Consider the following 22658-nt stretch of genomic DNA (forward strand, 5'->3'; position numbering starts at 1 on the left):
CCTTTCGGGCCGGTGGACACGGGGAAGGCCCCGGAGCAGTCGCTCCGGGGCCTTCCCCGTGTCCGTCATCCGTACGCGGCCGTCAGGACGTCCTGAGCGCCGCCGCCATCTCCGCCAGCCGCTCCGCCGGGGCCGAGCCGGTCACCACCGTCGTCGCGCCCTTCTCCTCGCGCACCAGCGCGTCGTACTTCGGGCCCTTCCAGCGCCGCCAGGTCCGCCCCGCGACCTCCTGCGTGCGCCCGGTGTCCTCGGCCTTCTGGCTCACCTGGCTGATGTAGAGCTTCGCCGGGGACGTGGACTGCTCGACCGCGACGTACTTGCCGTCCGGGTCGAGGAAGCCCAGGTGCCAGCTGTCGCCCGAGTCCCGGTCGTACGTGACCGAGGTGGGCTTCCAGCCCTCGGGCAGGCCGCTGGGGGCCGCCACCGGGTACGGGGCGGCGCGCCGCGCGGTCAGGAGTTCGACGCGGTAGTCGACCGCCTTGATCGGATCGGCCTTGTCGTCGTGCGGGATGAAGATGTAGACGACACCCGCCACGGCGGCGATCGCCAACAACGACAGGATCATGTCCCGCACGGTCTGCTTGCCTCGCTTGCTTGCCACGGGTCCATCGTCGCATCAGCCCCCGCGCGCCCGAATCGGGGGCCGTCCCGCTCATACGTGACCCGGTCTGCTCATTTTATCGGCCTGGCGATAGAGTCAGACCACCCTCATCCGGTCGTCGCCGTACAGAAAGGTGCGCTCCGATGCCCGAGCATCATCTGCCGTCCCAGCTGGAGGTCTCCCCGGAGGCCCCCGACCGCAACCTCGCCCTGGAGCTGGTCCGGGTCACCGAGGCCGCCGCCATGGCCGCCGGGCGCTGGGTCGGCCGCGGGGACAAGACCGGGGCCGACGGTGCCGCGGTGAACGCCATGCGGACCCTCGTCTCCACCGTGTCCATGAACGGCGTCGTCGTCATCGGTGAGGGCGAGAAGGACGAGGCCCCCATGCTGTTCAACGGCGAGCACGTGGGGGACGGCACCGGGCCCGAGGTCGACATCGCCGTGGACCCGATCGACGGCACGACCCTGAACGCCAAGGGCATGCCGAACGCGATCGCCGTCCTGGCCGCCGCAGACCGGGGCGCGATGTTCGACCCGTCCGCGGTCTTCTACATGGACAAGCTGGTCACCGGCCCGGAGGCGGCCGACTTCGTGGACATCAACGCCCCCGTCTCGGTGAACATCCGCCGGGTCGCCCGGGCGAAGAACTCCACGCCCGAGGACGTCACGGTCGTCGTCCTGGACCGCCCGCGCCACGACGGCATCGTCAAGGAGATCCGGGAGACCGGCGCCCGCATCAAGTTCATCTCCGACGGCGACGTGGCCGGGTCGATCATGGCCGCCCGCGAGGGCACCGGCGTGGACCTGCTCATGGGCATCGGCGGCACCCCGGAGGGCATCATCTCGGCCTGCGCCATAAAGTGCCTCGGCGGCGTCATCCAGGGCAAGCTCTGGCCGAAGGACGAGGCCGAGCGGCAGCGCGCCCTGGACGCCGGGCACGACCTGGACCGGGTGCTGTCCACGGACGACCTGGTCAGCGGGGACAACGTGTTCTTCGTGGCGACCGGGATCACGGACGGCGAGCTGATGCGCGGGGTGCGCTACCGCTCGGAGACGGCGACCACCGAGTCCATCGTCATGCGGTCCAAGTCCGGCACGATCCGGACGATCAACTCCACCCACCGGCTGTCGAAGCTGCGCGCCTACAGCGCCATCGACTTCGACCGCGCGAAGTAGCACCGCGCGCCCGTACGAAGAGGCGCCCCCCATGTGCGGTGGGGGCGCCTCTTCGTACGGGCGGGCAGGGGGCCGCGGCCCGGTCAGCCCGCCGCCGCGACCCGGCCGGCCGCGCCCGCGGCCTTCAGCTCCACCTCGCGCCGCCTGCGCCGGGCGAGCGCGACCCGGCGCTCGGCGGCCGTGAGGCCGCCCCACACCCCGTAGGGCTCGGGCTGCATCAGGGCGTGCTCGCGGCACTCCACCATCACGGGACAGCGCGCGCAGACCCGCTTCGCGGACTCCTCGCGCGAGAGGCGGGCGGCAGTCGGCTCCTTCGACGGGGCGAAGAACAGCCCGGCTTCGTCCCGGCGGCACACCGCCTCCGAGTGCCAGGGGCCTGCCTGGTCCTCCCGAGCGGGGACCCGCTGCGGGGGAACGGCGGCGACCTGCAGGGGCTGATGCGGCAGTTGCAGCACGGTCCACTCCTGACGACGGCTTCGCGAGCGAGAGACGATGCAGAAGTCCCTACCCGCTGTGCGCACGCCTATGCACTGAGTGGCACTCAGGTCCGTTCCGCGCAATTGCGGTCGAGTCCCTTTTCGGCCGGGGGGAATCCCCGTCGAGGCGCGCTGCCGGACGCCGTCAGTGGCCGAGGTGTTTACGCAGCCGGTCCTGGAGATCCGCGATGAACGCGCCGCGTTTCGGCTTCGCCTCGACGCTGCCGAACACCGAATACCCGTTGACGACGACCACGGGCGCCTCGGGATCCGCGGATTCCAGGGTGCGGACTTCGAAACTGCCGAAAACACCCGTCCCGCTGCCGCGCAGCGAGATGTTCTCGGGCACCCTGATCTCCACGCTGCCGAAGACGGAGGTCGCGTTGATCACGGTGAGACGCTGGCCGAAAAGCGCCTCTGTCAGGTCGATTTCCACACTGCCGAACAGCGAGAAGGCGTTCGTACGGGGGCCCACCCGCCAGCGGCCCCTGCGGGTCGAACTGCTGAAGATCGCCACCAGGTTCTCGGCCGGCCCGGCGGCCGGCTCGGGGCCGCGGGCGTACGGGGCGCCGGGGGCGGCCCCGGGCTCTCCGCCCGGCGCCGGCAGGTCCCGTACGAGCGGTTCGAGCTCGCCGACGGTCTTGGCGCGGTAGACGGAATCGATCCGCTCCGCGTGCTCGTCGGCGGTCAGCCGGCCCTCGGCCAGCGCTTCCCGCAGGATGTCCGCGATCCGGTCGCGGTCCGCGTCGGAGGCGCGGATGACGTCGGTGTCCGCCGGCGCGGTGGGCTGCTGGGGCTGCTTCTCGAGGTCCACCGTCCCAGCGTACCGAAACGCGATAGATCGCGACAGGGGGCGGCGGTGCCGCGCGGCGGGCGGCGCACCCCCGAGGACCCCGGACCGACCCCGGACCGGCCCCGGACGGTGAGCCCTACCTCACAAGCCCGGCACCCCCGGCGCGTCCTACTCTGGTGGGTGCGCCGGCCAAGGGTGGCCGGTCGCTGTCTGCCGAGTGAGGAATGGCCGTAATGCCAGAGTTTGCGTACTCCGATCTGCTCCCCCTGGGAGAGGACACCACTCCGTACCGCCTGGTCACCGCCGAGGGTGTGTCCACCTTCGAGGCCGACGGACGTACGTTCCTCAAGGTCGAGCCGGAGGCGCTGCGCACCCTGGCCGCCGAGGCCATGCACGACATCTCGCACTACCTGCGGCCCGCGCACCTGGCGCAGCTGCGGCGGATCGTGGACGACCCGGAGGCGTCGTCCAACGACAAGTTCGTCGCGCTCGACCTGCTGAAGAACGCGAACATCGCCGCCGCGGGCGTCCTGCCCATGTGCCAGGACACCGGCACGGCGATCGTCATGGGCAAGCGCGGGCAGAACGTGCTCACCGAGGGCGGTGACGAGGAGGCCCTGTCGCGGGGCATCTTCGACGCGTACACCAAGCTCAACCTGCGCTACTCGCAGATGGCCCCGCTGACCATGTGGGAGGAGAAGAACACCGGCTCCAACCTCCCGGCGCAGATCGAGCTGTACGCCACCGACGGCGGCGCGTACAAGTTCCTCTTCATGGCCAAGGGCGGCGGCTCGGCCAACAAGTCGTTCCTCTTCCAGGAGACCAAGGCGGTCCTCAACGAGGCCTCCATGATGAAGTTCCTGGAGGAGAAGATCCGTTCGCTGGGGACCGCGGCCTGCCCGCCGTACCACCTGGCGATCGTCGTCGGCGGCACGTCCGCCGAGTTCGCGCTGAAGACCGCGAAGTACGCCTCCGCGCACTACCTGGACGAGCTGCCCGCCGAGGGCTCCCCGACCGGGCACGGCTTCCGCGACAAGGAGCTGGAGGAGAAGGTCTTCGAGCTGACGCAGAAGATCGGCATCGGGGCGCAGTTCGGCGGCAAGTACTTCTGCCACGACGTGCGCGTGGTGCGCCTGCCCCGGCACGGCGCCTCGCTGCCCGTCGCGATCGCCGTGTCCTGCTCGGCGGACCGCCAGGCCACCGCGAAGATCACCGCCGAGGGCGTCTTCCTGGAGCAGCTGGAGAAGGACCCGGCCCGCTTCCTGCCGGACACCACGGACGAGCACCTGGAGAGCGAGGGCGACGTCGTCCGCATCGATCTGAACCGGCCGATGGACGAGATCCTCGCGGAGCTGACCAAGTACCCGGTCAAGACCCGGCTCTCGCTGACCGGTCCGCTGGTCGTGGCGCGCGACATCGCGCACGCCAAGATCAAGGAACGCCTGGACGCGGGCGAGGAGATGCCGCAGTACCTGAAGGACCACCCGGTGTACTACGCGGGCCCGGCGAAGACCCCGGAGGGTTACGCCTCCGGCTCCTTCGGCCCGACGACGGCCGGCCGGATGGACAGCTACGTGGCGCAGTTCCAGGCGGCGGGCGGCTCCAAGGTGATGCTGGCGAAGGGCAACCGCTCCCAGCAGGTCACCGACGCGTGCGGCGAGCACGGCGGTTTCTACCTCGGCTCGATCGGCGGCCCGGCGGCCCGGCTCGCGCAGGACTGCATCAAGAAGGTCGAGGTCGTCGAGTACGAGGAGCTCGGCATGGAGGCGGTCTGGAGGATCGAGGTGGAGGACTTCCCGGCGTTCGTCGTCGTCGACGACAAGGGCAACGACTTCTTCACCGAGCCCGCCCCCGCCCCCACGTTCACCAGCATCCCGGTGCGCGGCCCGGGCCTGGGCTGATTTCCGCGCCGCCGGAGGGACCCGTCCCTCCAGCGGCGTCCAGCCGTCGAGCGGCCCGCGCCCGACCGGACAGCCCGGTCGGGCGCGGGCTGACGGGGGTGTCGTACACCTCGCACCTCCAGACCCTGCCGGCCGGGCCCCGCGCGCACGCCTTCGGGCTGTCCGCGACGCTTCGGGGCCGGGATGATCGCCGTGGCGGCGGCCCTGGAGCACTTCAGCCCCCTGGCGGTGGTCGGCTGGTCGCACGGCGCGGCCCTCGCCGTCGCGGTGGTGTTCCTGATCCGCACGGCGGGGCCGCGCCGCCCGCGCACGGCCGCGTCGGCACCGTGAGGGGCGAGCGGGGCGGGAACCGGACACCGCGCCGCACGGATGCCCGTACAGCGGGATTCAGCCAATTCCTCGGATGCGCCGGGGCGGCGCCCGCCGGGGCCGGGGCCCGGGAGCGACCGACCCGGGCCGCCGGCTCCCGCCCGGGCTCCGGCGCCGGCCCTCGCCGTACGGCCGCCCGCACCCGTACGACCGCCGTGCGTACGGGACCACGAAACTCTGCCCCACCGGCCGGCCGCCCGCGCCCGTACGACCGCACCGCCTCGCTCCGGAAGGCCGGAAGGGCGGACCCCGCGTGACGCCGGTCCCCGCCACGCGCCGGAGCACGAGGCGTGGGACGTGCCGACGCCCTCGCCGGAGATCTCGCCGTCGCCGAGCGGGATGAGCCCGGTCCTGCGCCGGTCGCGCGGCCGGCTCGCCCTGCAGCCGGGTGGCCGCCGCGGCGCGGACGGCCTCCGGTTCGGGCGGCAGGGACGTCGATGCGGTACTGGTGGTACCGGGCCGCCCGGCTACCGGTGCCGCGGCCGCGGTCATCCCGCCGAACGCCGCCGCGAGGGCCGCGGCGACCGCGCCGGCCCGACGGAGTCCGTGCCCGGTGCGCCTCATCGCCCCGTCCCCCGGTGGGGTTGCCCGCGGTATTTACTGGCCGGTAGGCGAGGGGGAATACACAGAACGAGACAAGTGCTCATCTTTTCGGGCGACTTCAAGGAGATTGAACGATGACGGATCAGGGAACGGGCGAGGGCTACCGCGTCGAGCACGACTCGATGGGCGAGGTCAGGGTCCCCGCGGACGCGAAATGGCGGGCCCAGACGCAGCGGGCCGTGGAGAACTTCCCGGTCTCCGGCCAGCGCCTGGAACGGGCCCACATCGAGGCCCTGGCCCGCATCAAGGCCGCCGCGGCCAAGGTCAACGCCGAGCTGAAGGTCCTCGATCCGGACATCGCGCGGGCGGTCCAGGAGGCGGCGGACGAGGTCGCCGAGGGGCGCTGGGACGCGCACTTCCCGGTCGACGTCTTCCAGACCGGCTCGGGCACCTCGTCGAACATGAACACCAACGAGGTCGTGGCCACCCTCGCCACCGAACGCCTCGGCCGCGAGGTCCACCCCAACGACCACGTCAACGCCTCGCAGTCCTCCAACGACGTCTTCCCCTCCTCCATCCACATCGCCGCGACCGCCGCGGTCACCGCCGACCTGATCCCCGCCCTGGACCACCTGGCCGCCGCCCTGGAGCGCAAGGCGGAGGAGTTCGCGACGGTCGTGAAGTCCGGGCGCACCCATCTGATGGACGCCACGCCCGTCACCCTCGGCCAGGAGTTCGGCGGGTACGCCGCCCAGATCCGCTACGGCGTCGAGCGGCTGAGGTCCTCGCTCCCCCGCCTCGCCGAACTCCCCCTCGGCGGCACGGCCGTGGGCACCGGCATCAACACCCCGCCCGGCTTCTCCGCCGCCGTCATCGCGGAGGTGGCCCGCGTCACCGGGCTGCCGCTCACCGAGGCACGGGACCACTTCGAGGCGCAGGGCGCGCGGGACGGGCTGGTGGAGACCTCGGGCCAGCTGCGCACCATCGCGGTCTCGCTCACCAAGATCTGCAACGACCTGCGCTGGATGGCGTCGGGCCCGCGCACCGGGCTCGCCGAGATCTCCCTGCCCGACCTCCAGCCCGGCTCCTCGATCATGCCGGGCAAGGTCAACCCGGTCATCCCCGAGGCGGTGCTCATGGTCGCCGCCCAGGTGACGGGGAACGACGCCACGGTCGCCGCGGCGGGTGCCGCCGGGAACTTCGAGCTGAACGTGATGCTCCCGGTCATCGCGAAGAACCTGCTGGAGTCCGTCCGGCTGCTCACCAACGCCTCCCGGCTGCTCGCCGACCGTACGGTCGACGGGATCACCGCACACGTGGAGCGGGCCAGGGAGTACGCCGAGTCCTCGCCGTCCGTCGTCACCCCGCTGAACAAGTACATCGGCTACGAGGAGGCGGCCAAGGTCGCCAAGAAGTCGCTCGCGGAGCGCCGGACCATCCGTGAAGTGGTCCTCGAATCGGGCTACGTGGAGCGGGGGGACCTGACCGAGCGGCAGCTCGACGAGGCCCTGGACGTGCTGCGCATGACCCGCCCGTGACGGGCGCCGTCGGGCGGGTGCGGCGCGCTCCGTAGGATCCCTCCATGACAGGTACCGGAGGGACCGAGCGCTGGGCGCCGGGTGACCAGATCCTGTGGCGCTACCGCGGAAACGGCCCCCGGCGGCCGGATTCCGCCGCTCATACGTTCCACATCTGCCGCCCGGTCACGGTCGTGCAGGACACCGACGAGCTGCTCGCGGTGTGGGTGGCGCCCGGCACCGAATGCGTCAAGCCGGTCCTGGCGGACGGCACCGACGTGCACGCCGAGCCGCTCGCCACCCGGTACACCGCCCCGCGCACGACGGCCCGTTCGCCCTGGCTGGGCAACGGGGTGCTGAAGCTGGCCAGACCCGGCGACCCCTGGTCCGTATGGCTGTTCTGGGAGCGCGGCTGGCAGTTCCGCAGCTGGTACGTGAACCTGGAGGAACCGCGCACCCGCTGGGCCGGCGGCGTCGACTCCGAGGACCACTTCCTCGACATCTCCGTCTACCCGGACCGCAGCTGGCTCTGGCGCGACGAGGACGAGTTCGAGCAGGCCCAGCGGGTGGGCCTGCTCACGCCGGACGTGGCGCGCCGGGTGCGGGCGGCGGGGCGCGCGGCGGTCGGGCTGATCCGCGAGTGGGGGACGCCGTTCCGGGACGGCTGGGAGAACTGGCGGCCCGACCCGGCGTGGCGGGTGCCCGAACTGCCGGACGACTGGGACCGGCGCCCGGACGGTTCGGACCGTCCGGCTTCCGCCATGCCGTCGTGAGACCGTTTCCCTCCAGCGGCAGCCGCGTTCCCCCTTCACCCGCCCCCACGCACTCCGGCTCACGCAGGCGCCCTCGGCCCGTGGCAGTTCACAACCCCAGGGGGGCAAACGTAGGATCGTCCCGAGGAGAGGGTCGACCCCAACCGGCAGGCGGGGCGAAGGACCTGACCACAAGTCATCGGCTCGTCGCACAGACCGCGGCCTCACGGGTCGCACCGGCGTCCCGAGTTACCCGCATCTCATGAGCCACTACGAGGGGGGTGGAGACGTGGCCGCTGTCCGCTGCCGCCCCCTCGGAAACGTTGTCACCGGCATTCCCAGCGGGCATACGGTTTCGGCCCCGCGCGACGGGGAAGGCGATGTCAGCCGTTGTCATTGCCGCTCCTGGCGGGGCACAGTAGCGCCCCCCATGGTGATCGCCTCATACCACCGGCCCGGACGGACGGAATCCCACGCGTGACGGAGCATCCCACCTCCCACGAAGGCCGGCAGCCTCTCGCCGCCCGGCCGCAGGAACGCACCCGGCCGCGGCAGCGGGACGCCGCCGTGGCGGCCGCCGCTGCCGCCACGGCGATCCCGGCCCCCGCCAAGGGTCCCGCCCCCGCGGCCCCCGACCCCCAGGCGGCGACGCGGCGCGAGGGCGACCGGCTGCGCTTCGTGGGCGCCGCGACCCGGCGGATCGCCCGGGGCATAGACCTGGACGAGATCGTGCTGGGGCTGTGCCGGGCGAGCGTGCCGACGTTCTCCGACGCCATACTCGTCTACCTCCGCGACCCGCTGCCCGTCGGCGACGAGCGGCCGGTCAACCCGTTCGTGCTGCGGCTGCGCCGTTCGGACCGGCTGCGGCTGACCGACGAGGAGCCCGAGAGCCTGTCGGAGACGGAGCGGCTGCGGCTGCCCGCCGTCGACCCGCAGGCCGATCTGATGCCCGCGGCCGAGCTGTGCGAGGTGCAGGCCGGGAGCGCGCTCGCCGAGGTGCTGCGCGGGGTGCGGCCGGTCTTCGGCGACTCCGCGGCGGCCCGCGTCGCGCTGCCCGAGCTGCTGGGCGCGGACCGCACGGTGCCGTCCGGGCACCGGGTGATCCTGGCCCCGCTGCGCGGTCGGCGGCGGGTGATCGGGGCGGCGGTCTTCCAGCGCGGCGCCGAACGCCCCCCGTTCGAGGCCAACGACCTCCTGGTCGCCGCCCAGCTGGCGACGCACACCGCCCTCGGCATCGACAAGGCCGTGCTCTACGGGCGCGAGGCGTACATCGCGGACGAGCTGCAGCGCACGATGCTGCCCGACTCGCTTCCCCAGCCGACCGGTGTGAAACTCGCCTCGCGCTACCTTCCGGCCGCCGAGACGGCCCGGGTCGGCGGCGACTGGTACGACGCGATCCCGCTCCCCGGCAGCCGGGTCGCCCTGGTCGTCGGTGACGTCATGGGCCACTCCATGACGTCCGCCGCGATCATGGGCCAGCTCCGCACCACCGCGCAGACCCTGGCCGGGCTCGACCTCCCCCCGCAGGAGGTGCTGCACCACCTCGACGAGCAGGCGCAGCGGCTCGGCAGCGACCGCATGGCCACCTGCCTGTACGCGGTGTACGACCCCGTCGCGCACCGCATCACCGTCGCCAACGCCGGCCACCCGCCGCCCGTCCTGCTCCACCTGGGCGGCCGCGCGGAGGTGCTGCGGGTGCCTCCGGGCGCCCCGATCGGCGTCGGCGGAGTGGACTTCGAGGCCGTCGAGCTGGACGCACCGGCCGGCGCGACGCTGCTGCTGTACACCGACGGCCTGGTCGAGTCGCGGCTGCGGGACGTGTGGACGGGCATCGAGCAGCTGCGCGAACGGCTCGCCGCGACCGCCCGGCTGACCGGCCCGGACCACTCGCCGCCGCTGGAGGCCCTGTGCGACGACGTACTGGACATGCTCGGCCCCGGTGACCGCGACGACGACATCGCGCTGCTGGCCGCCCGCTTCGACGGGATCGCGCCGAGCGACGTCGCGTACTGGTTCCTGGAGCCGGACGACTCGGCCCCCGGCCGGGCCCGCAGGCTGGCCCGCAGGGCGCTCGGCCGGTGGGGTCTGGACGAGCTCTCGGACTCGGTGGAGCTCCTGGTCAGCGAGGTGGTCACCAACGCCGTGCGGTACGCGGAGCGTCCGGTGACCCTGCGCCTGCTGCGCACCAGCACCCTGCGCTGCGAGGTCGGCGACGACTCCCCGCAGCTGCCCCGGCAGCGCCGCGCCCGCGACATGGACGAGAACGGGCGCGGCCTGTTCCTGGTCAACCGGCTGGCCCGGCGGTGGGGGGCGACCCGCCTGTCGACGGGCAAGGTGGTGTGGTTCGAGATGCCGGTGCGCGGGTAGCGCTGCGCGGGACACGCGAACGGGCGGGGTACGAGGAGAAGCCTCGTACCCCGCCCGTTCGCGGTTTCAGGTGCCGGACGTCAGGGTGTCACCGCTCGTCGTCGTCCGGCCCCTTGTCCCCGGAGATGTCCGGCAGGTCGACCGAGGCCGAGGGGCCCGGCTCGGTCGACGGGCCGGGGGGCGGCTCGCTCGACGCCTCGCCCGACGGCGAGGCGGGCGGGGAGCTCTCGGGGGACTCGCTGACCGGCGGGGGCTCGGAGGACGGCGACTGGCTGGACGGCGTCGCGGAGGGCGTGGGCTTCTCGGACGGCGAGGTGCTCGGGCTCGGCGCGTGGGAGGTGGGCGGCGGGCTGACCGCGGCGCCCATCTCGGTGTCGAGGTCGAAGTCGCGGGCCTTGCCGACGGAGTGCCCCATGTAGTCGGCCCAGATCTCGGCGGGGAAGCCGCCGCCGTTGACGCGGCCGCCGCCGCCGGCGCCCTGGAGGGTCACCTGCGCGTACTTCTTCACCTTCTTGCCGTCGTCGGTGGTGCGGTCGAAGGCGGCCTCGCCGAACAGGCCGACCGAGGTGACCAGGTTGGAGGTGTATCCGGTGAACCAGGCCGACTTGTTGTCGTCGGAGGTGCCGGTCTTGCCGGCGATGTCCTTGTCGGAGAGCCCCTCCGCGTTGCGGACCGACCCGCGGGCCGTACCGTCGTCGACCACACCGGTCAGTACGGAGGTGACGGAGTCCGCGGCCTGGCGGGAGATCACCCGGTCGCCGACCGCCTCGGGCAGGTCGAGCGGGGCGTCGCCCTGGTGCACGGCCGACTTCACGATCTGCGGGGTGACCTTCTTGCCGTGGTTGTCGAGCGTGGCGTAGACCCCGGCCATCTCCAGCGGGCTCGCGCCCATGGAGCCGAGGGTCATCGCGGGTGCGGCTTCCAGGCCCTTCACGTTCATGCCGAGCTCGCCGGCGGTCGCCATCACCTCGTCCATGCCGACGTCCACGCCCATCTGCGCGAAGACGGAGTTCACGGACTGGTTCATCGCGGTCTGGACGGTGATCGGACCGTAGTCGCGGTCGTCCTCGTTCTCCGGCGCGAAGTACCGGTCGCCGCCGACGACCGGGCGCTTGCTGGTGCCGTCGTAGCGGGTGTTCGCGGTGATCCGCTCGCCGTCCTGCGTCTTCGACTCCTGGTCGAGGGCGGCGGCGAGGATGACCGGCTTGAAGGTGGAGGCGGGCTGGTAGTCGCGCCGGGAGGCGTTGGACGTCCAGTGCTCGTTCTGGCCGCGGCCGCCGTACAGGGCGACCACGGCGCCGGTCTTCGGGTCGACGGAGGCGGCGCCGGCCTGGATGTCCTGGTCGAGCTTGCGCTTCTCGGTGTCCAGCTTGTCGATCAGCTTGGTCTCGACCGACTTCTCCAGCTGCTGCTGCTTCTTCTTGTCGATGTTGACGGTGATCGTCCAGCCGCCGAGGTCGAACTGGTCCTCGCTGATGCCCGTCTCCTTGAGCACCGCCTTGCGGGCCGCGTCGACGATGTAGCCCTTCTGGCCGGCCGTCCCGTTGAGCGGCTTGGGGTCGTGCGGCTTCGGGAACGTGAGCTTCTGCCGCTCGGCGGAGTCGAGCCAGCCCTCCTCGACCATGTTGTTCAGCGTGTACGCCCAGCGCGCCTTGACGAGCCGCTTGCCGTTCGGACCCGCGACGGCCCAGTCGTACTGGCTCGGCGCCTGGAGCAGCGCGGCGAGGTAGGCGCCCTGGGAGACGTCCAGGTCCTTGGCGTCCACGCCGTAGTACGCCTGCGCCGCGGCCTGGATGCCGTAGGCACCGCGGCCGTAGTAGCTGGTGTTGATGTACCCGGCGAGGATGTCCTTCTTGGTCTTCTTCTGGTCCAGCTTCAGCGAGATGACCAGCTCTTTGAGCTTCCGGCTGACCGTCTGGTCCTGGTCGAGGTAGTAGTTCTTGACGTACTGCTGGGTGATGGTCGAGCCACCCTGCTTGCCCTTGCCGGAGAGCGTGTTGATCAGGCCGCGCGCGGTGCCCTTGAAGTCGACGCCGTGGTCCTTGTAGAAGGACTTGTTCTCGGCGGCCACGAAGGTGTCCTGGACCTTCTTGGGCACCTCGGCGAGGCTCACGATCTCGCGGTTGACGGAGCCGGTCCTGGCCAGCAGGCTGCCGTCGGCGTACTTGTAGACGTTCGCCTGCAACTCCGCCTTGCGGTTGCCCTCGGGCACGTCCACGAGCATGTAGAGCACGGCGAAGGCGCCCATGCCCAGGAGGATCAGCCCGAAGGCCGTGCCCAGTAGTTTGCGCCAGGTGAAGAGCCGGCGTATGCCGCCGCTCTTCGCAGCCCGTCGCTGGGCTCGTCGCGCTTCCGCTCGACCCATCGCTTGGTCGCTCCCGTTTCTCTGCTCGGCCGGATCAGCTCAGACCTGCCAGCTAACACCGTTGGCAAGGCCAAAAAGCAGGCGATCCGACGTTTTACGGACGTGAGAATCAGCACCCGTCCCCGATGGAACCGACTCCCGAGGGGTGCACAAGGTTGTGAGAACCATTAATGTGTAATCACATTGCTAGCGACCGGCTAGCTCACCACAAGGGGGGAACCATGACCGATCCGCATGACGGGAACACCGCCGCCCAGCCGCCCGCCGACCTCACCCCGGACACCCCGGAGATGCCGGAACCGCAGGTCCGCGAGACGAAGGCGCACAGCATCGCCGGCGGCCTCGGCCTGCTGCTGACCGTGCTCGGCGCGATCGCCGGCATCGCGCTCGCCATCGTCGGAGGCGTCATCGGCTCGGGCGGGAACAACGCCGTGGGCATACCCCTCTGCGTCCTGGGCGTCCTGCTCGCCCTCGCCTCGTTCTTCTGCATGGGCGGCGTGAAGATGGTCGCACCGGGCGAGGCCCGGGTCATCCAGCTGTTCGGCCGGTACGTGGGCACCATCCGCACCGACGGGCTGCGCTGGGTGAACCCGCTGACCTCCAGCCGGAAGATCTCCACCCGGGTCCGCAACCACGAGACCGCCGTCCTCAAGGTCAACGACGCCTACGGCAACCCCATCGAGCTGGCCGCGATCGTCGTCTGGAAGGTCGAGGACACCGCGCAGGCCCTCTTCGAGGTCGACGACTTCCTGGAGTTCGTCGCCACCCAGACCGAGTCCGCCGTCCGGCACATCGCCATCGAGTACCCGTACGACGCCCACGAGGAGGGCGGCCTGTCGCTGCGGGGCAACGCCGAGGAGATCACCGAGAAGCTGGCCGTGGAGCTGACCGCCCGGGTGCAGGCGGCGGGGGTGCGGATCATCGAGTCCCGCTTCAGCCACCTCGCGTACGCCCCCGAGATCGCCTCCGCGATGCTCCAGCGCCAGCAGGCCGGCGCGGTCGTCGCGGCCCGTCAGCAGATCGTCGAGGGCGCGGTCGGCATGGTCGAGATGGCGCTGACCCGGATCGCCGAGCAGGACATCGTCGAGCTGGACTCGGAGCGCAAGGCCGCCATGGTGAGCAACCTGATGGTGGTCCTGTGCGGCGACCGCGCCGCCCAGCCGGTCCTCAACACGGGCACGCTCTACCAGTGACCGAGGAGAACCCGGGGGAAGCGCCCCGCGCCCGGCCGCGGCAGCGCAAGCAGATGCTGCTGCGGCTGGACCCCGCCGTGCACGACGCGCTGGCCCGCTGGGCGTCGGACGAGCTGCGCAGCGCGAACGCGCAGATCGAGTTCCTGCTGCGGCGGGCGCTCGCCGAGGCCGGCCGGCTGCCCGGCGGCGCGGCACCGATCCCCCGCCGGGGGCGCCCACCCGGGTCCGCGCCCCGGCCGCCGGGCGACGAGTGACCGTACGGCCCGCCCCCTCGCGGGGTGGGCCGTACGCGTGAACCGTCCGCCCGGACGGCCCTCATGTATACACGGCATGTATACACACCATGTAGAGTGTGCGGCATGTCTATCGGCCACACCTTGCTCGGGCTCCTGGAGTCCGGTCCACGTCACGGCTACGACCTCAAGCGGACGTTCGACGAGAAGTTCGGGCACGACCGCCCCCTGCACTACGGGCAGGTCTACTCGACGATGTCCCGACTCCTGAAGAACGGCCTCGTCGAGGTCGACGGTGTGGAGAGCGGCGGCGGCCCCGAGCGCAAGCGCTACGCGATCACCGACGCCGGCATCACCGACGTCACCACCTGGCTCGCGCAGCCCGAGAAGCCCGAGCCGTACCTCCAGTCGACCCTGTACACCAAGGTCGTCCTCGCCATGCTCACCGGCCGCAACGCCTCGGACGTGCTGGACGCCCAGCGCTCCGAGCACCTGCGCCTGATGCGCGTCCTCACCGATCGCAAGCGGCGCGGCGACCTCGCCGACCAGCTGATCTGCGACCACGCGCTGTTCCACCTCGAAGCCGATCTGCGGTGGCTGGAACTGACCGCCGCCCGCCTCGGCCAGCTCCAGAAAGTGGTTGCCCCGTGACCCCCGCCGGCTCCCTCCTCTCCGCGCACGACCTGCACAAGACCTACGGGTCGACCCCCGCGCTCGACGGCGCCTCGTTCTCCGTCCACCCCGGCGAGGTCGTCGCCGTGATGGGCCCCTCCGGCTCCGGCAAGTCCACGCTGCTGCACTGCCTCGCCGGGATCATCACCCCGGACTCCGGCACCATCACCTACGACGGCCGCGAGCTGTCCGCCATGTCCGACGCGGAGCGCAGCGCCCTGCGCCGCAGCGACTTCGGCTTCGTCTTCCAGTTCGGCCAGCTCGTCCCGGAACTCACCTGCGTGGAGAACGTCGCCCTGCCGCTCCGGCTGAACGGCACCCGCCGCAAGGACGCCGAGCGCACCGCCCGCGCCTGGATGGAGCGCCTCGAAGTCGAGGACATCGGCGCCAAGCGTCCCGGCGAGGTCTCCGGCGGCCAGGGCCAGCGCGTCGCCGTGGCCCGCGCGCTCGCCGCCTCACCGAAGGTGGTCTTCGCGGACGAGCCGACCGGCGCCCTGGACTCCCTCAACGGCGAGCGGGTCATGCACCTGCTCACCGAGGCCGCCCGCTCCGCCAACGTCGCCGTGGTCCTGGTGACCCACGAGGCCCGCGTGGCCGCCTACTCCGACCGCGACGTCACCGTGCGCGACGGCCGGGCCCGTGACATGGAGCACGCCATATGACCCTGCTCGACGAGAAGCGGACCCCGGCCCCCGCACCCGCGCCGCCGGCCCGCCCCTCCCGTACCGCACCCTGGCTGCGCGACCTCGCCCTCGGCATCCGGTTCGCCGCCGGCGGCGGCCGCGAGGGCTGGACCCGCACGCTGCTCACCGCCGTCGGCGTCGGCCTCGGCGTGACGCTCCTGTTCCTCGCCGCCTCCGTGCCGCACGCCCTCGACGCGCGCAGCGCCCGCGAACAGGCCCGCAGCGAGACCAAGATCTCCGAGAACCCCGACGCCCAGGGGAAGAAGTCCGACACCTCGGTCCTGCGGATCGCGGCGGACACCGAGTACCACGACCGCACCATCAACGGCTATCTGATGCGGGCCGACGGCGACCACCCGGTGCTCCCGCCGGGCATCGACTCCCTCCCCGCCGCCGGCGAGATGGTGGTCTCCCCCGCCCTGAAGGACCTCCTCGACTCCCCGGACAACGCCCTGCTCAAGGAGCGTTACCCGTACAAGGTGACCGGCACCATCGCGGACGAGGGACTGCGCTCACCCGGTGAACTGTGGTTCTACGCCGGCAGCGACACCCTGAGCACGGCCTCGGGCGGCCACCGGATCACCGGATACGGCGACCCCGGCTCCACCCCGCCGCTCGCCCCGCTGCTCATCGTGCTGGTGATCATGGTCTGCGTGGTGCTGCTCGCCCCCGTCGCCATCTTCATCGCCACCGCCGTACGCTTCGGCGGCGACCGCCGCGACCGCCGTCTGGCCGCCCTGCGCCTGGTCGGCACGGACATCCGGTCGACCCGCCGGATCGCGGCGGGCGAGGCCCTCTTCGGCTCCGTGCTCGGCCTGCTCATCGGCCTCGTCCTCTTCCTGGTGGGACGCCGCTTCGTGGGCCTCATCGAGATCTGGGACGTCAGCGCCTTCCCCGCCGACCTCGCCCCCGCCCCGCTGCTGTGCCTGCTCATCGCGGTCGCCGTCCCGCTGACCGCGGTCCTCGTCACGCTGGGCGCGATGCGCTCCGTGGTCATCGAACCGCTCGGCGTCGTACGCGACAGCCGGCCCCGCGAGCGCCGCCTCTGGTGGCGGCTGACCCTCCCGATCGCGGGGCTCGGCGTGTTCGCGCTCACCGGCCAGACCGGCGAGTACGAGGTCGCCAACCCCTACGCCATCGCCGCCGGCGCGGTCCTGGTCCTCGTCGGGCTCGCCCTGCTGCTGCCGTGGCTGGTCGAGGCGTGCGTGAACCGGCTGCGCGGCGGCCCGGTGCCCTGGCAGCTCGCCACCCGCAGGCTCCAGCTGAACAGCGGGGCCGCCTCCCGCGCGGTCAGCGGCGTCACCGTGGCGGTGGCCGGCGCGGTGGCCGTGCAGATGCTCTTCGCCTCGATGAACGCCGACTTCAACAAGGCCACCGGGCAGGACCCCAGGCGCGCCCAGTTCTACGCCGTGTCGGGGCAGGTGAGCGGCAACGCCGCCGTGGAGACCATCAAGGAGTTCCGCGCCACCAAGGGCGTCACCCACGTCATCGGGATGGTCGAGGCGTACGCCAGCAAGCCCGGGAAGTACACCGACGAGGAGATCCAGCCCACCACCTCCTTCGACGTCGGCGACTGCGCCACCCTGCGCGAGGTCGCCCGCATCGACTCCTGCGAGGACGGCGACAGCTTCGTCGTGCACCCCGCGAACGACAAGGACATGGCGGGCTGGATGGACCGGACCGCCCGCAAGGGCAAGGAGGTCGAGTTCGACTCGGGCGGCGGCGAGAAGCTCCGCTGGACGCTGCCGGCCGACGCCAGGACCGTGGTCGGCCGCAAGGACCCGGTCGGCGAGGAACGCTGGGGAATCATGGTCACCCCCGGCGCGATCGACGCGACCACCCTGCCCGGCGCGATCACCGTCTCGCAGATCCGCATCGACGACAGCGTCCCGGACGCCGCCGAGTACGTACGCAACACGGCCGCCCGGATCGACCCCGGCATGCGCATGGTCACCCTGCAGTCCGTCGAACGCGACCGCCAGTACGCCAGCGTCCAGACCGGCCTCCAGGTCGGCGCCACCCTCACGCTGCTGCTGATCGCGGCGTCCATGCTGGTCTCCCAGTTGGAACAGCTGCGCGAGCGCAAGCGGCTGCTCTCGGTGCTGGTCGCCTTCGGCACCCGGCGGGTCACCCTCGGCTGGTCGGTGCTCTGGCAGACCGCGGTCCCGGTGGTCATCGGCCTCGCGGTCGCGGTGGCCGGCGGCCTCGCGCTGGGCGCCGCACTGTGCTGGATGGTCGACAAGCAGGTGACCGACTGGCTGGCGTTCCTGCCCCTGGCGGGAGCGGGCGGGGCGCTGATCCTCCTGGTCACCCTGCTGTCCCTGCCGCCGCTGTGGCGCATGATGCGCCCGGACGGGCTGCGCAGCGAGTAGCGCCCCGGCGGGCGGCCGGGCCGGGTCCGTACAGCCGTACGGTCAGGCCCGGCCGCCCGCCGTCACGCGGACCGGCAGCGCCCGCATCGCCTCGCGCAGCGCCGCCGCGAACTCCTCGAACTCCTCCTGCCGGGCCGCCCCGGTCCGCATGGCCAGCGCCACCCGCCGGCTGGGGGCCGGGTCCACGAAGTACCCCGTGGTCAGCGCCTCGTTGCGGGCGGTCTCGACGGTGACCGCGGTGCGCGGCAGCAGCGTCACCCCGAGCCCGCCGGCCACCAGCTGCACCAGCGTGGAGAGGCCGGCCGCGGTCGTGGTGACCGGTGCGCCCTCCGTACGTCCGGCCTCGCGGCAGATGTCGAGCGCCTGGTCCCGCAGGCAGTGCCCCTCGTCGAGCAGCAGCAGCGGCAGCTCGCGCAGCGCGTCGCGGGGGATGTCGGCCCGCCCGCCGAGCCGGTGGCCGCGGTCCATGACCAGCACGAAGTCCTCGTCGAAGAGCGGGAGCTCGCTGACCCCGGGAACCCCGAGCGGCACCGCGAGCAGCAGCAGGTCGAGCCGCCCGGCGGCCAGCCCCTCCAGCAGCGAGGAGGTCTGCTCCTCGTGCACCTGGAGGTCGAGGGCCGGATAGCGCTCGTGGACCAGCCGCAGCACGGCCGGCAGCAGATACGGGGCGACGGTCGGGATCACGCCGAGCCGGAGCACCCCGGTGAACGGCGCGCGGACCGCGTCGGCCTCCTCCATCAGCTCGCCGACGGCTTCGAGCACGACGCGGGCCCGCACCGCGAGCCGTTCCCCGGCGGGCGAGAGCAGCACTTTGCGCGTCGTCCGCTCGATGAGCTGGACACCCAGTGCCTCCTCCAGCGCGGACACGGCCCCGGAGAGGGCGGGCTGACTCATCCCGATCGCGGCCGCCGCGTCCCGGAAGTGCAGATGCTCGGCGACCGCGGCGAAGGCGCGCAGCTGCGAGAGGCTGGGCTGTTTGGGCCGGTTACCCGGATTGCTCTGCGCCACTGATAGGCACCTCCGATCATCACGGCCGAGTGTAGCTATTTCCGCGATCAATGCACTCTGTGCCATGGTGGAGATCGTCCAACCCCCAGGAACTCCCTCAAAAGGGGAGGACCTAGCTGCAAGGAGAGCGCGTGCTCACTGTCGGTGACAAGTTCCCCGAGTTCGACCTGACCGCCTGCGTGTCGCTGGAGAGCGGCAAGGAGTTCGAGCAGATCAACCACAAGACCTACGAGGGTCAGTGGAAGGTGGTCTTCGCGTGGCCGAAGGACTTCACCTTCGTGTGCCCCACCGAGATCGCCGCTTTCGGGAAGCTGAACGACGAGTTCGCCGACCGTGACGCCCAGATCCTCGGCTTCTCCGGTGACTCCGAGTTCGTGCACCACGCCTGGCGCAAGGACCACCCGGACCTGACCGACCTGCCCTTCCCGATGATGGCCGACTCGAAGCACGAGCTCATGCGTGACCTCGGCATCGAGGGCGAGGACGGCTTCGCGCAGCGCGCCGTCTTCATCGTCGACCCGAACAACGAGATCCAGTTCACGATGGTGACCGCCGGTTCCGTGGGCCGTAACCCCAAGGAGGTCCTGCGGGTCCTCGACGCCCTGCAGACCGACGAGCTGTGCCCGTGCAACTGGACCAAGGGCGAGAACACCCTGGACCCGGTCGCGCTCCTCGCGGGCGAGTGAGCTGACACCACCATGGCACTCGACGAACTGAAGTCCGCCGTACCGGACTTCGCCAAGGACCTGAAGCTGAACCTCGGTTCGGTCATCGGCAACAGCGAGCTCCCGCAGCAGCAGCTCTGGGGCACCGTCCTGGCCTGCGCGATCGCCTCGCGCTCGCCGAAGGTGCTGCGCGAGCTGGAGCCGGAGGCGAAGGCCAACCTCTCCGCGGAGGCGTACGCCGCCGCGAAGTCGGCCGCCGCCGTCATGGCGATGAACAACGTCTTCTACCGGACCCGCCACCTGCTCTCGGACCCCGAGTACGGGAACCTGCGCGCGGGCCTGCGGATGAACGTCATCGGCAACCCGGGCGTGGAGAAGATCGACTTCGAGCTGTGGTCGCTCGCCGTCTCCGCGATCAACGGCTGCGGCCAGTGCCTGGACTCCCACGAGCAGGTGCTGCGCAAGGCCGGCGTGGACCGTGAGACCATCCAGGAAGCCGTCAAGATCGCCTCGGTGATCCAGGCGGTGGGTGTGACCCTCGACGCCGAGGCCGTGCTCGCCGAGTAGGCACCGCAGTACCCTGATACGAGAAGGGCCCCGAGGACGACCGACCGTCCGAGGGGCCCTTCTTCTCTTCGTACGCGTTACGAGGCGTCCGGGGACGGCTCCTCGACCCGCTCGGGCGGGGCGCCGGGGGCCGGGGTCGGCGCCGCGTCCAGCGAGGTCGCCCCGTGCGGCGGCGGCGAGTGGCGGCGCGACTCCTCCTGCCCGTAGGACCGCAGATAGCCGACGACCGTGTTGGTCACCGCGACCAGCGGCACCGCCACGACCGCACCGCCGATCCCGGCGATCATGCCGCCCGCGGCGACCGAGAGCACCACGGCCAGCGGGTGCACCCGCACCGCGCGGCCCAGGATGAACGGCTGCAGGACGTGGCCCTCGATCTGCTGCACCGCGAGGACCACGGCCAGCACCATCAGCGCGGTGAAGACGCCCTCGGTGACCAGGGCGACGACCACCGCCAGCGCCCCGGAGACCACCGCGCCGACGAGCGGGATGAAGGCGAACAGGAAGATGAAGACGGCCAGCGGCACCGCCATCGGCACGTTGAGGAAGTAGATCCCGAGCCCGATGAAGATCGCGTCGATCAGGGCGACGATGACCGTGCCGCGCACATAGGCGGTCAGCGTCCGCCAGGCGCGAGGCCCGGCGCCGGCGACGCCGGGCCTCGCCTGGGCGGGCACCAGCTTGAGCACCCACTGCCAGATGCGCGCGCCGTCGTAGAGCAGGAAGAGCGTCGAGAACATCGCGAGCAGCGCGCCGGTCATGAACTCGACGACCACGGTGACGCCCTGGAGGCCGGCGGTGGTGATCGCCTCGGTGTTGGTGCCGACGGTGTCGCTGAGGTTCTTCGCGATGTCGTTGATCTGCTTGTCGGTCACATGGAACGGGCTGTCCAGGAGCCAGTTCTTGAGGTCGTCGATCCCCTTCGTCACCTTGTCCGACAGGGTGTCGATGTTGTCCATGACCTGCCACACCACGAACCAGCCGACCAGGCCCATGATGACGAAGCCGGAGACCGCGGTGACGGCGGTGGCCAGGCCCCTGGGCAGCCCGTGGCGCCGCAGCCGGGCGACGGTCGGCTGGAGCAGCGCGGTCACCAGGAGCGCGGCGACGAAGGCCAGCACCACCAGCTCGACCGCGCTGATGACCCGCATCAGCACCCACAGGGTCCCCGCCAGTACCAGGAGCCGCCAGCCCGCCTCGGCGGCGACCCGCATCCCCCACGGGATCGCCGCGACCGGGTCGGGCCGCGCGGCGACGGTGGGCGCGTACGTGGGCGGGGCGGGTACCCGGTCGACGGAGGGCGTGCCCTCCTTGCCGAGCCCCGCCGGGGCCGCAGCGGGCGGGTCTCCGGGCAGGAGGTCGTCGGCCTCCGTCTCGGCCCGCCGTTCATCGAGACGCTCGCTCAGCCTGCTCAGTTCAGCACCCAGTTGTCCGAGCCACCCCGGCAGTTTCGACATAACGGTTCCTCTACCCCCGTCCGCTCTCCCCACCACTCCCCCGGGAGCGGTCCCGCACGACCGTACACGCGTGAAGCCCCTCACCGCAGACGGCGAGGGGCTTCACGAGGTCGAGCGGTGAACCCTGGTTCTAGTACCAGTGGTTGGCCTGCCAGAAGGACCAGGCGCCGCAGGGGCTCTGGTAGCGGCCGTTCATGTAGCTGAGGCCCCACTTGATCTGGGTGGCCGGGTTGGTCATCCAGTCGGCGCCGGCCGAGGCCATCTTGGAGCCGGGCAGGGCCTGGACGAGACCGTAGGCACCGGAGCCCGGGTTGCTCGCGCGGTAGTTCCAGCTCGACTCGTGGTTCACGATGTTGCTGAAGCACTGGAACTGGTCGGCCGGCACGATCTGCCGCGCCATGGCCTGCACCTCGGCCACGGTGTACGAGCTCTGCACGGCGAAGGAGGCGGTGGAGCGGACCTCGGAGCGGCTGGCGTGCTCCTCGCGCTCCTGGCGCTCCGCGCGCTCCTTCTTCTCCTGGCGCTCGCGCTCCAGCCTGTCCTCGGCGGCCTGCTTCTTGGACTTGGCGTCCTTGGCGGCCTGGACGCGGGCGGTCTCCTCGGCGGACTTCTTCGCGGCGGCGTCGGCGGCGGACGCCTGGGCGTCGGCCTGCTGCGTCAGCGAAGCGGTCTGGACCTGGGCCTGCTGGCCCGCGGGGATGTCTGCGAGCAGCGTGGTGTCGGCTGCGGTCGCCTCGAAGTTGTTGTCGTCGGCAGCAGGGGTGCTGCCCGATGCAACGCCTACGACGGCGCCTACGGTGGTGACCGCGGTGGCGGATGCCACGGCGAACCCCCGGACCGAAATCCGGCTCACACGGTGTCCTTCCAGCATCGCCCGCTTAGGTGACCTCGCGGGCGCAATCGTGCCCCTGGCACTGGCCTCCCTACTGCTTGGGTCACGGGAGGCACG

The 22658-nt window shown here is 71.7% G+C and carries 19 protein-coding genes and 2 pseudogenes; 13 read left to right on the forward strand and 8 right to left on the reverse strand.

Going from position 1 to position 22658, the window contains the following annotated elements; all coding sequences use genetic code 11:
• Positions 1-82: 82 nt before the first annotated feature.
• Positions 83-601: a DUF4245 domain-containing protein gene (locus ABZ564_RS06185; protein ID WP_360850241.1), complete on the reverse strand. Its 519-nt coding sequence runs from the start codon at positions 599-601 to the stop codon at positions 83-85.
• A 143-nt stretch (positions 602-744) separates the two neighbouring features.
• On the opposite strand from ABZ564_RS06185, the gene glpX reads away from it, so the two are divergent.
• Entirely contained in the window at positions 745-1776 is a 1032-nt protein-coding gene (glpX, locus tag ABZ564_RS06190) for a class II fructose-bisphosphatase (RefSeq protein ID WP_360850244.1), read from the forward strand.
• An 83-nt stretch (positions 1777-1859) separates the two neighbouring features.
• Here glpX and ABZ564_RS06195 read toward each other — a convergent pair whose 3' ends face one another.
• Together ABZ564_RS06195 and ABZ564_RS06200 are read right to left on the reverse strand one after the other, a co-directional pair.
• On the reverse strand, positions 1860-2231 hold the full coding sequence (locus ABZ564_RS06195; protein WP_360850247.1) for a WhiB family transcriptional regulator: 372 nt from the start codon (positions 2229-2231) through the stop codon (positions 1860-1862).
• A 166-nt stretch (positions 2232-2397) separates the two neighbouring features.
• Entirely contained in the window at positions 2398-3066 is a 669-nt protein-coding gene (locus tag ABZ564_RS06200; RefSeq protein ID WP_360850250.1) for a DUF1707 domain-containing protein, read from the reverse strand.
• A gap of 203 nt (positions 3067-3269) precedes the next feature.
• On the opposite strand from ABZ564_RS06200, the gene ABZ564_RS06205 reads away from it, so the two are divergent.
• Both ABZ564_RS06205 and ABZ564_RS06210 read left to right on the forward strand, forming a co-directional pair.
• Complete coding sequence (locus ABZ564_RS06205) at positions 3270-4946, forward strand: fumarate hydratase (RefSeq protein WP_360850253.1); 1677 nt, start codon at positions 3270-3272, stop codon at positions 4944-4946.
• An 86-nt stretch (positions 4947-5032) separates the two neighbouring features.
• Positions 5033-5276, forward strand: a pseudogene (locus ABZ564_RS06210) (MFS transporter); the annotation flags it as partial.
• A gap of 335 nt (positions 5277-5611) precedes the next feature.
• Here the strand turns inward: ABZ564_RS06210 and ABZ564_RS06215 are convergent.
• A pseudogene (locus ABZ564_RS06215) lies at positions 5612-5879 on the reverse strand (hypothetical protein); the annotation flags it as partial.
• A 113-nt stretch (positions 5880-5992) separates the two neighbouring features.
• Between ABZ564_RS06215 and ABZ564_RS06220 the strand changes: the two are divergent.
• The 3 genes from ABZ564_RS06220 (at position 5993) to ABZ564_RS06230 (ending at position 10494) form a co-directional block, all read left to right on the forward strand.
• Positions 5993-7396, forward strand: a complete 1404-nt coding sequence (locus ABZ564_RS06220) for a class II fumarate hydratase (protein WP_360850256.1) — start codon at positions 5993-5995, stop codon at positions 7394-7396.
• A gap of 44 nt (positions 7397-7440) precedes the next feature.
• Entirely contained in the window at positions 7441-8148 is a 708-nt protein-coding gene (locus tag ABZ564_RS06225) for a DUF402 domain-containing protein (RefSeq protein WP_360850259.1), read from the forward strand.
• A gap of 456 nt (positions 8149-8604) precedes the next feature.
• On the forward strand, positions 8605-10494 hold the full coding sequence (locus tag ABZ564_RS06230) for a SpoIIE family protein phosphatase (protein ID WP_360850262.1): 1890 nt from the start codon (positions 8605-8607) through the stop codon (positions 10492-10494).
• 88 nt (positions 10495-10582) lie between these two features.
• Here the strand turns inward: ABZ564_RS06230 and ABZ564_RS06235 are convergent, their stop codons facing one another.
• Complete coding sequence (locus ABZ564_RS06235) at positions 10583-12859, reverse strand: transglycosylase domain-containing protein (protein WP_360850265.1); 2277 nt, start codon at positions 12857-12859, stop codon at positions 10583-10585.
• A gap of 221 nt (positions 12860-13080) precedes the next feature.
• Here ABZ564_RS06235 and ABZ564_RS06240 point away from each other — a divergent pair, with 221 nt between their 5' ends.
• The 5 genes from ABZ564_RS06240 (at position 13081) to ABZ564_RS06260 (ending at position 18012) form a co-directional block, all read left to right on the forward strand.
• Positions 13081-14052, forward strand: a complete 972-nt coding sequence (locus ABZ564_RS06240; protein ID WP_360850268.1) for an SPFH domain-containing protein — start codon at positions 13081-13083, stop codon at positions 14050-14052.
• Positions 14049-14306 (forward strand): hypothetical protein, encoded by a 258-nt coding sequence (locus tag ABZ564_RS06245; protein ID WP_360850271.1) that lies wholly within the window; start codon positions 14049-14051, stop codon positions 14304-14306. The genes ABZ564_RS06240 and ABZ564_RS06245 overlap by 4 nt, the downstream gene beginning before the upstream one ends.
• A 105-nt stretch (positions 14307-14411) precedes the next feature.
• Positions 14412-14936: a PadR family transcriptional regulator gene (locus ABZ564_RS06250; RefSeq protein WP_360850274.1), complete on the forward strand. Its 525-nt coding sequence runs from the start codon at positions 14412-14414 to the stop codon at positions 14934-14936.
• Positions 14933-15619 carry an ABC transporter ATP-binding protein gene (locus ABZ564_RS06255; RefSeq protein WP_360850277.1) on the forward strand — a complete coding sequence of 229 codons (687 nt, stop codon included), beginning with the start codon at positions 14933-14935 and terminating at the stop codon, positions 15617-15619. Before ABZ564_RS06250 ends, ABZ564_RS06255 begins: the two co-directional genes overlap by 4 nt.
• Entirely contained in the window at positions 15616-18012 is a 2397-nt protein-coding gene (locus ABZ564_RS06260) for an FtsX-like permease family protein (RefSeq protein ID WP_360850281.1), read from the forward strand. The genes ABZ564_RS06255 and ABZ564_RS06260 overlap by 4 nt, the downstream gene beginning before the upstream one ends.
• Positions 18013-18054: 42 nt before the next feature.
• On the opposite strand, the gene ABZ564_RS06265 is transcribed toward ABZ564_RS06260, so the two are convergent.
• The gene (locus tag ABZ564_RS06265) at positions 18055-19020 is read right to left on the reverse strand and encodes a hydrogen peroxide-inducible genes activator (RefSeq protein WP_360850284.1); all 966 of its coding nucleotides are present in this window, start codon (positions 19018-19020) and stop codon (positions 18055-18057) included.
• A 131-nt stretch (positions 19021-19151) separates the two neighbouring features.
• Here ABZ564_RS06265 and ABZ564_RS06270 point away from each other — a divergent pair, with 131 nt between their 5' ends.
• Positions 19152-19706 (forward strand): peroxiredoxin, encoded by a 555-nt coding sequence (locus ABZ564_RS06270; RefSeq protein WP_360850287.1) that lies wholly within the window; start codon positions 19152-19154, stop codon positions 19704-19706.
• Positions 19707-19718: 12 nt separating this feature from the next.
• Positions 19719-20252 (forward strand): alkyl hydroperoxide reductase, encoded by a 534-nt coding sequence (locus ABZ564_RS06275; RefSeq protein ID WP_360850289.1) that lies wholly within the window; start codon positions 19719-19721, stop codon positions 20250-20252.
• A gap of 77 nt (positions 20253-20329) precedes the next feature.
• Here the strand turns inward: ABZ564_RS06275 and ABZ564_RS06280 are convergent, their stop codons facing one another.
• Both ABZ564_RS06280 and ABZ564_RS06285 read right to left on the reverse strand, forming a co-directional pair.
• The gene (locus ABZ564_RS06280; protein ID WP_360850292.1) at positions 20330-21709 is read right to left on the reverse strand and encodes an AI-2E family transporter; all 1380 of its coding nucleotides are present in this window, start codon (positions 21707-21709) and stop codon (positions 20330-20332) included.
• 130 nt (positions 21710-21839) lie between these two features.
• A complete protein-coding gene (locus tag ABZ564_RS06285; RefSeq protein WP_360850295.1) occupies positions 21840-22562 on the reverse strand; it encodes a transglycosylase SLT domain-containing protein in 723 nt (240 codons plus the stop codon).
• Between the last annotated feature and the right edge of the window lie 96 nt (positions 22563-22658).

It is taken from the genome of Streptomyces sp. NPDC019224 (genome assembly GCF_040632605.1).
Classification (GTDB): Bacteria; Actinomycetota; Actinomycetes; order Streptomycetales; family Streptomycetaceae; genus Streptomyces.

What these genes read in the sequence shown, in the direction of transcription:
- glpX (WP_360850244.1), top strand. Translation starts at nt 745, where the DNA reads ATGCCCGAGCATCATCTGCCGTCCCAGCTGGAGGTCTCCCCGGAGGCC.
- ABZ564_RS06205 (WP_360850253.1), top strand. Translation starts at nt 3,270, where the DNA reads ATGGCCGTAATGCCAGAGTTTGCGTACTCCGATCTGCTCCCCCTGGGA.
- ABZ564_RS06220 (WP_360850256.1), top strand. Translation starts at nt 5,993, where the DNA reads ATGACGGATCAGGGAACGGGCGAGGGCTACCGCGTCGAGCACGACTCG.
- ABZ564_RS06225 (WP_360850259.1), top strand. Translation starts at nt 7,441, where the DNA reads ATGACAGGTACCGGAGGGACCGAGCGCTGGGCGCCGGGTGACCAGATC.
- ABZ564_RS06235 (WP_360850265.1), bottom strand. Translation starts at nt 12,859, where the DNA reads ATGGGTCGAGCGGAAGCGCGACGAGCCCAGCGACGGGCTGCGAAGAGC.
- ABZ564_RS06240 (WP_360850268.1), top strand. Translation starts at nt 13,081, where the DNA reads ATGACCGATCCGCATGACGGGAACACCGCCGCCCAGCCGCCCGCCGAC.
- ABZ564_RS06250 (WP_360850274.1), top strand. Translation starts at nt 14,412, where the DNA reads ATGTCTATCGGCCACACCTTGCTCGGGCTCCTGGAGTCCGGTCCACGT.
- ABZ564_RS06260 (WP_360850281.1), top strand. Translation starts at nt 15,616, where the DNA reads ATGACCCTGCTCGACGAGAAGCGGACCCCGGCCCCCGCACCCGCGCCG.
- ABZ564_RS06275 (WP_360850289.1), top strand. Translation starts at nt 19,719, where the DNA reads ATGGCACTCGACGAACTGAAGTCCGCCGTACCGGACTTCGCCAAGGAC.
- ABZ564_RS06280 (WP_360850292.1), bottom strand. Translation starts at nt 21,709, where the DNA reads ATGTCGAAACTGCCGGGGTGGCTCGGACAACTGGGTGCTGAACTGAGC.